Here is an 8195-nt window from a genome sequence, read left to right on the forward strand (position 1 = left end):
CCAGACGGCCCCCGAATCACCACGATCAGAACACTCGCATCACAAGAGCCTCGTCCCAAGTCCGACAGAGCTGGTTGACATCCGGAGCCGATCGGCGCCCCGCCCACACTTCCACGCTCGTCACAGTCGCAGCCATCTGGACCCAAGATTGAATCGAGACGTACACGCTGCCCTGACTGGCCAGGCATGTGGTGGGCGATACTGGATTCGAACCAATGGCCTCTTTCGTGTCAGCCGGACTCGGTAGGCGTGAGAAGTGCTCACCCTGGCGGCTGGAGGTCCGAGACCGTCCGAACTCGTCCGGTCTGCGGCGACCACATTGTCACGCACATCGTCACGCAACGAGTCGCCAGCATCGCCGAGCTACGCATTACGAGTCGCAAGCGTTCGTCCATCAAATGCTCCCCCAACGCGGCCGCGGCCATGGATGTGTGGAGGCGTCCATGATCGCCCAGTCCGTAGGCTGCTCGCTTGGCTGCTCACACTCTCAGCTTGGGAAGTGATGGTCACATGCCAACGCATCAGGCTTACGGGGAAATCCGCGTCTGCAATAGTCATGACGCGGATCTGTGCTGTCTGCGGGCTGATGCATGATCAGCCGCGGCTCATTCCGTAGCGGAAATCCAATCGTGATCGGGATGCACCCGTTCGAGCGCCGTGTGAAGCCAGGCCCGCTGCGCGGAAGACATCCGGGGCAGCACGGCCTCGAAGTCCGCCCGGTCCTTCTCCCGCACCGCCTTCGCCTTGAAAGGCAGACAGATCAGTGATCTTGGCCGGTTCGAGCCAGGTCTGCAGCGTGGCGACGGGGCACGATTGGGCCATCGAGGCCCCGGGGGAGTTCTTCGTCGTCGCCGCGCTGGTTGGTCTTGGATCGGCGGATCGTAATCACCAGCCCATTGGGGTGCACCTCGATGATCCGCAACTACCTGAAGTCCAGCAGCGCCGGCCAGTCGACCTTAAGGCTGCGCTTTGGGAGGACCGGCGGTAGGCGGAGCGGTGGTGGCGCGCTCGATCAGGGTGGGCTTGATCAACACCGGTTTGCCGGCCGGCTCACCGGCGATTCGCGCGATTGCTCGCTCCACCGCTGCTCGGGCGATCGCCGCCGAGTCCTGACCGATGGTGGTAAGCCGAGCCCAGGTTGCGCGCGCCAGTCGGCTGTCGTCGTAGCCCACGACGGAGAGTTGTCGTGGAACGTCGATTCCCGACGCCCGTAGGGTAGCCAGGAAACCGACGGCTGACTGGTCGTTGAATACGACGGCTGCCGTAGCGCTAGTAGGGTCGCGCCCACCGATCAGCCAGCCAGCCGCCCGACTGCCCTCGGCTTCGGTCAGACCGCCGGGGATGATGCGGGCCAGCCGTCCCAGACGGGCCGCGCGCATTGCCGCCTGGTAGCCGCGTCGCCGTTCCGCGGCACCGGGCGCCCGGCCACCGTCGACGTGCAGGATTCGGCTGTGGCCGAGCTCGAGAAGATGGCGTGTGGCGAGCTCGGCTCCGGTGACGTCGTCGGTCCGTACGACGTCGATCCCTTCCGCCGTGGCTGCGCGGGCGATGACGACAGTCGGGGTCTGGCGGCCGATGGCCGCGAGGTCGGCGAGTCGCGCGCTGGGGCCGAGCAAGATCACCGCGTCACACCTGAACGCCAGCAGATCCTGCGCGGCGCGCTGCTCCCGACGATCTGGTGTCACACCGGACAGCACGAGTTCGTAACCGGAATCCTGCGCCGCAGTGTAAAGCTCGGTCACCAGCTCGGCGTGGAACTCGTGCCCGACGCCGAAGCTGACCCCGATCAGGCGGGTCTGCTTCCGGCTCAACAGCTGGGCGCGGGTGTCGGGCCGATAGCCGATCTCGGCCGCGGCTGCTCGCACCCGGGCGCGGGTCTCGTCGCTGGCTCCCGGCTGATCGCGGAACACGATCGAGACCAGTGGTCGGGACACGCCGGCCCTGAGGGCAACGTCCTCCATGGTTGGTCGCCGAGGCCGGGCCGAGCTGCCGATTTGCGCATCGTCGGTCATGTACCTCATACTAGAGCGCGCTAGCTACTAGCGCGCTCTAGTTCCCACAACGTCGAAGGATGATCATCATGGCCGTCGAGACAGCAGAACCAATTGCGATCGGACTGATCGGCGCCGGCCGGATCGGCACCTCGCACGCCGGCATCATCGCGCAGCGGGTACCAGGCGCACGGCTCGCCGCGGTCGCCGACCCCCGACCCCAGGCCGCGCAAGCATTGGCCGATCGCTACGGCGCGCGCACCTTCACCGGTCCGATCGAGTTGATCAACGACCCGGAGATCCCGGCAGTCGTCATCGCTGCTTCGTCGGAGGCGCACGCGGATCTGATCGTCGCGGCGGCTGCTGCCGGAAAGGCGATCTTCTGCGAGAAGCCGATGTCGCTCAACCTGGCCGACGCCGATCGTGCGTTGGCAGCGGCGGAGGCAGCCGGGGTCATCCTTCAAGTCGGATTCAACCGTCGATTCGACCGCGGCTTTGCCGCAGCCCACGAGGCTGTCAGCTCCGGTGCCATCGGCTCGGTCCAGCTGATGCGTTCGCTGACCCGCGATCCGGGCCTGGCCAATCCGGCCGCCGTTCCGCCGTGGACGATCTTCCTGCTCACCCTGATCCATGATTTCGACGCCTTGCTTTGGCTGAATCCGGGTGCCGATCCCGTAGAGGTCTACGCCACCGCCGACGCCCTGGTTGCCCCGGACTTCAAGGACGCTGGCCTGCTCGACACCGCCGTCGTGGTGATCACTTTCGACAACGGCGCCCGCGCTGTCGCCGAGGCGAACTTCTCCGCGGCGTACGGCTACGACGTCCGTGCTGAAGTCTTCGGCTCCGAGGGCATGGTGACCGCCGGCGGCGGAGCGCGCAGCAGCGCGCAAGTGTTCACCTCCTCCGGCTGGAGCACCGACACGGTCCGCAGCGACACCGAGCTCATGCGCGACGCTTACACATGCGAGTTCGTCGAGTTCGCCGCGGCGATCCGCGAATGCCGTCAGCCCTCCGTCACCGGCGTCGACGCCCGGCGTGCGCTCGCCGTCGCGCTGACGTGCATCGAGTCTGTGCAGACCCACGCCCCGGTCGCCGTCCGGACCTCCGGCGAGGCGGTGGCGTGATGGCGTTCCAGCTCGCCGTCTGCGCCGAGATGGTGTTTACCGACTTGCCACTGTTGGAACGGATCCGCCGGATCGACGAGCTCGGCTTCACCGTCGAGATCTGGGACTGGACCGCCAAGGACATCGACGCGCTCGTAGCGACCGGAGCGACGTTCTCATCAATGACCGGGTACATCCGTGGCAACCTCACCGACCCCGACGGCGCCGACGAGCTGCTGGCTACCGCCGAGCAGTCCATCCCCGTCGCGGCCCGGCTCGGCATCCCCCGGCTGAACCTGCACGGCACCGGTCTGGGTGAGAGCGGAATCCCGGTGAAGCCGGTGGAGACCGTCACCGGCGAGATGTGGCTGGCCGCCGAGAAGACCCTGACCCGGATCGCCCGACTCGGCGAGCGCGAGGGCGTGACCTTCGTGCTCGAGAACCTCAACACTGCAGTCGATCACCCGGGAACGCCCTTCGCCAAAGCGGCGGACTGTCTCGCGCTGGTCGAGGCGGTCCACAGTCCTGCACTGAAGCTGATGCTCGACCTGTACCACGCCCAGATCGGCGAGGGGAACCTGATCGAGCTCCTCCGCCGCTGCGGCCCGGCCATCGGAGAGATTCAAGTGGCCGACGTACCGGGGCGGTGCGAGCCCGGCACGGGTGAGATCAACTATCCAGCGATCGCGCGTGCGTTGGCCGAGATGGGCTACGACGGCACCATCGGGCTCGAAGCGTTCGCGTCGAGTGACAGCGAACTCGCCCTCCAGCGGTTCCGCGACGCCTTCAGCCTCTAGCCACGCCGGACGAAAGGAAACCGGAAAGCTCTCAGCTCGCGCTCAGCGACGACCAGATCGCCGTGCGAGCAGCACAGGCGACGTAGTCCTTGGTCGTGGGGTAGCACCGCATGCGTGTGATGGCCCGATCCGAGAGACAATGCCGCTGATCCAGCTTTGTGGTCCCGGTGATTGCGGATACTAGCGACCCGGCGCGGACGGAGGGTTCGACCGCGGTGTCTGATATGAACGCTGGAGGTCGGCGTAAGTGTGACGGCGTGGTCGACGCCGACCCCTTTGCTGATCAACCTCAGACTTGTGCGGCGCCTTGGTTGCTAGGGCTATATACCGGTCAAGGCTTTGTTTCCACCAGTTGAGTGCGGTATCGAGTTGGTCCCCTCCGGTTGGTCGTGGATCTAAGGAATCGATGCCGTTCGCGGCTCGCCATATGGTGATGTCGCCAACGAGCGTCGCGCTCGGATGGCTTCCCTGCGCCGCCCAGGTGGGAGGGGCGGCCTCTCGGTCGACTTGGTCTCGAACTTGGCTGGCGAGGTCGGCGACAAGTCGTGCTCGCTTGGTCAGATACGCGCCCCAGGCCATATCGTCTCTGAGTCTTGCTGGGACGTCGGGGAGCCAGGGTAGCGGTCCCGGGTCGGGTGTGGTGAATGCGGTGAGCCGCCAGTAGAGGACGGCGGCCATGTCTCCTGTGGTGGAAAGATCTCGTCCTAACGTGGCTTCTTGCAAATGGACGAGCGGGTGTTCGCCGCTTTCAGCGGCGAGGTTAATCAGGTGGGCCCGAAGCGTGGGCCAGGTCGGTTCATTGGTGAGGCCAGGAATGTACTTATCGATCAGGTCGAGTTCGGCCAGCTTCTGCCGTCCAACTGTTTGTTCGGCAGCGGCTTGGAGGCTGTCGGTGTACCGCCGGACGGCGTCGAATAGTCGGCTGGCGGAGTCGTTGAGCTCGCGGAGCTGCGTGCTGGCGGAGCTGGGGGCGTCGTCGCGGGCGAGGATCTGCTGCAGGCTTTCGGTCGGTGTGCTTGGCGCGATGGTCTCGGGACGGATGAGATTGTGCGGGTCGCCGTCGCCGACGGCTTGAAGATAGAGGTGGTTGGCGTGCCGGCCGCGGCTGAGCATCGTGTAGAGCTGCTGCCGGGATTCCTGGCCGGTCAAGATTCCGTGAGCGGTGTCGACGGAGATGCCTTGGGCGCCGTGGATGGTGGTGGCGTAGCCGAGGCCGGTCGAGGTCGCAACGTAGTCGGCGGGGAGCCGGACGGCGAGCCTGCTGCCGTTATGGCGGACGGTCAGTTCGCCATGTCTACCGACATGGGTGATGGTCCAACGGTCACCGTTCTTGACCCAGTCGGTGGCCGAAAGGCGGAGTTGTCGCTTATTGGTGCGGGTGATGATCACATCGCCGACGCTGGCGTGGTTCCTGTCAGCCAAGAGCGTTTCGCGCCCGATCGGGGCAGTGCCGATTCGTTGATCACGGGCGCGGCGGTTGAGTTCGGCGACTAGCTCGCGGGTTGGTGCGAGCATGATCGCGTCCAGTCCGGCTGCGCGGTCAGATGCCCAGGCGTTGAACGCGTCCTCGGTCGCTTTGGCGAGATCGCCGACATGAACGCGTCCGTGATCAAGGTAGTAGTTCAGTCCGGTGTGGTCGCCTTCGCGAAGCGAGATTGTTGCCGCTGCTTCGGCGGGGTCGGTGAAGCGGTGGAGCTCGGTGAGCTCAACCGCGCCGCATGCTTGTCTGATGTCGCGGAGGACGCCGCCGGCGCCGATGGCGGCGAGTTGTTGATCGTCACCGATCAGCCGGACGCTGGCGCCTCGGCCGATGGCGATCTGGACGGCGGTGTCGAGGGACAGGGTGTCGGCCATGCCGGCTTCGTCAATGATCACCAATGTTGACGGACCGATCCGAGCTGCCCAAACCGGCAGATCGTTGTGGTTGATCGACCAGGTGAGTTTGGCGAGGGTGTCGGCGGGAATGCCGGATTGCTCGGCGAGGACGACGGCCGCGGCGGCGGACGGGGCGAGTCCGATCACCTGGCCGCCATCCTGGGTCCAGGCAAGGGTGAGGGCGCGCATGGCGGTGGTCTTCCCGGCGCCGGCGGGTGCGATCGCGAGCTGCAGCCGCGCGCCGGAGGTACACATGTCGCGGACCAGCACCGCCTGCCCGGCATCAAGGGCGGTACCATTCGCGGCCAGCTCGAGCATCGCCAACTCCACCGCCGACGGGTGGATAACGGACCCGTCCCAGCGGCCGGCGGCGGCGACCAGACGCTGCTCGGCGTCGAGAATCCGCTGCGAGGTGTACCGGTCGGCGCCGGCGACGGTGTACACCGATGACCCGTCCGCCCGCCGCAGTGCCTCTGGTTCTTCGATGCCATCTGGCGGGGCCGTCAGGGCTATCGACCGGTAGTCGAGCACCTCGTCCACGAGGAGCTCGACCAGGGTGTTCGCCTGCTCGGCAGGGAGGTTGATCGTGCGGATCTGCCGTTCGGCTTCGGCGCGGACGTGCCACATCTGCCAGGTCGGTCGGCTGTCCTCCATCACCGACACAATCCGATCGGCGGTCTGGGCGACCCACCTGGCATCCGCGACGCGGGCGGTCTCCGCGTCGGGGGCGAATGCGGTGGCGATCATCGCGGTGATGGCGCCGCGGCCGCCGAGGACTGCCGCCGCCTCGGCCAGCCAGACGCGGCGTTGTTCGGCTTCGGAGCGGGGTTCGTGTTTGGCGTCACGGGTTTCCAGCGTGGCCTGCTGGGCCAGGTTGAGTGCTTCGACTGGGGTGGGTGGCCGGCCATGGTCGGTTTGAAACTGGACGGCCAGCTCGCCGCGCCGGCTGTTGATCCTGGCGCGGCGAGTCGACCAGCGCTCCATCAGCCGGAGGTCAACGCCGACGATCTCCCGGATCGGCCGCTTCGCTGGGTCGGTGCCGATCCGTTCGGCGAACCGAACTCCGAGCGCGTCATGCAGATGCCGCTCGAGGGCGGTGTTGTAGGTCTCCGACGCGGCCACTTTCGCCTTAAACAAGACCCGGCCGTCAATGGCTAACCAGCGGCCGTCGAGGGTCTGCACTTTGTTCGCCGCTGCGACGTGGGTGTGCAGATCCGGATCGCCGGCCCTGCTGTCCCGGTGGGTAAACGCCGTCGCGACCAAACCACGGACGTCGACCTGCCGGATCCCCTGAGCGCCGGTCCGGGTGAACAATGCATGCTCCTCGATGAACCGCAACGCGTCGTGAACGGCGGCTCGATGGGCCTGTTCAATCACCGCCGCCACCCTCGGGTCAGCGACTGCCCACAGCGTCGACACCGACTTCACCGGCGAGAACGTCAAGTCATACCCGGCGACAGTCTGGGCACGGGGCCGTGAATCCTTGGCGATCTGACCGGCCAACTCCCGGGCATCGACCGGATCCCGGTCGTGCTCAGCGCGGAAGAACTCACTCGCCACGTCGGTCCGGATCCTCGCCCGATCCGCCGCCGCGGCCGCGGCATCGGCGGGCTCGGCGACCGCAGCGTTCAGATCGGCGATCCGCTTGGCCACCTCGACCCGGAACGCCGAAGTCTCGTCCAAGTTCCGGAACGGAACGCCGAGCCGCATGACGTTCTCGAAGTCGCGGCGCGTCAGGTTCGATCCGTCCAGCTGCTGCAGCCGGGCCTCTGCCAGCGGATGCATCCCGCAGCCGAACAGAGCCCGCATCTGCTCCGCGGACACCGGATCGCCGACCTGCAACCCGTCAATGCCGCCCAGGCCAGAACCGACCCAAACCCCCGGAGATTCGCTCCGTTCGGTGTAGTACGCCGCCAGCCCGACGTGACCCTTCTCGGTCGCGTCCAGCGCCGCAACCTGCCGCGTCAGGTAGTCATAGCCCGACCCGGCCGTGAGCTTATGCAGGCTCATAGTCACACCCACCCGAAGGGGGTACCCGCGCCGGGGCGGTCAGGCCGACCCGAGCTACTTCCGGTGGTGCACCAGGTGTGTTCGACTTGAAGCTTTAAGAGTTCGAGGGGGTACGTCGGACTGGAGTGCGGCGGTCTGAGACATCACGGGATTTTGAGGCGGTGTAGACGAGGCCTAGTAGATGGACACCGATGAGTTAGCGCTCGATCTGGCAAACGCAGTGTCAGGAGATGAGTCTCGTAGCAGGAACGCTCACGGGAAATCGTGGAGAGCCGGGCGCAGCGCCGACTAGCGTGTCGCTGTGACAGCTCCGTCCACCGGCGCCGTCGGCGCGCCGGTGAGGGCCAGGTCGCTTTGGGCCGCTCTCGCCGCAGGTGCCGGGGTCGGGTTCCTCGGTGGCCTGATCGGTCTCGGTGGCG

The 8195-nt window shown here is 66.6% G+C and carries 4 protein-coding genes; 2 read left to right on the plus strand and 2 right to left on the minus strand.

Annotated features, from left to right (window positions below):
* Nucleotides 1-956 precede the first annotated feature (956 nt).
* A complete protein-coding gene (locus VFH65_RS31975; protein ID WP_353327530.1) occupies nucleotides 957-2012 on the minus strand; it encodes a LacI family DNA-binding transcriptional regulator in 1056 nt (351 codons plus the stop codon).
* A 68-nt stretch (nucleotides 2013-2080) separates the two neighbouring features.
* Between VFH65_RS31975 and VFH65_RS31980 the strand changes: the two genes are divergently transcribed.
* Together VFH65_RS31980 and VFH65_RS31985 are read left to right on the plus strand one after the other, a co-directional pair.
* Nucleotides 2081-3115, plus strand: coding sequence for a Gfo/Idh/MocA family oxidoreductase (locus VFH65_RS31980; protein WP_353327532.1), 1035 nt, complete (start codon nucleotides 2081-2083; stop codon nucleotides 3113-3115).
* Nucleotides 3115-3891 carry a TIM barrel protein gene (locus VFH65_RS31985; protein WP_353327534.1) on the plus strand — a complete coding sequence of 259 codons (777 nt, stop codon included), beginning with the start codon at nucleotides 3115-3117 and terminating at the stop codon, nucleotides 3889-3891. The genes VFH65_RS31980 and VFH65_RS31985 overlap by 1 nt, the downstream gene beginning before the upstream one ends.
* A 180-nt stretch (nucleotides 3892-4071) precedes the next feature.
* Here the strand turns inward: VFH65_RS31985 and mobF are convergent, their stop codons facing one another.
* Nucleotides 4072-7776, minus strand: a complete 3705-nt coding sequence (mobF, locus tag VFH65_RS31990; protein ID WP_353327535.1) for a MobF family relaxase — start codon at nucleotides 7774-7776, stop codon at nucleotides 4072-4074.
* Between the last annotated feature and the right edge of the window lie 419 nt (nucleotides 7777-8195).

The sequence above is a fragment of the Mycobacterium sp. genome (assembly GCF_035697385.1).
GTDB lineage: Bacteria > Actinomycetota > Actinomycetes > Mycobacteriales > Mycobacteriaceae > Mycobacterium.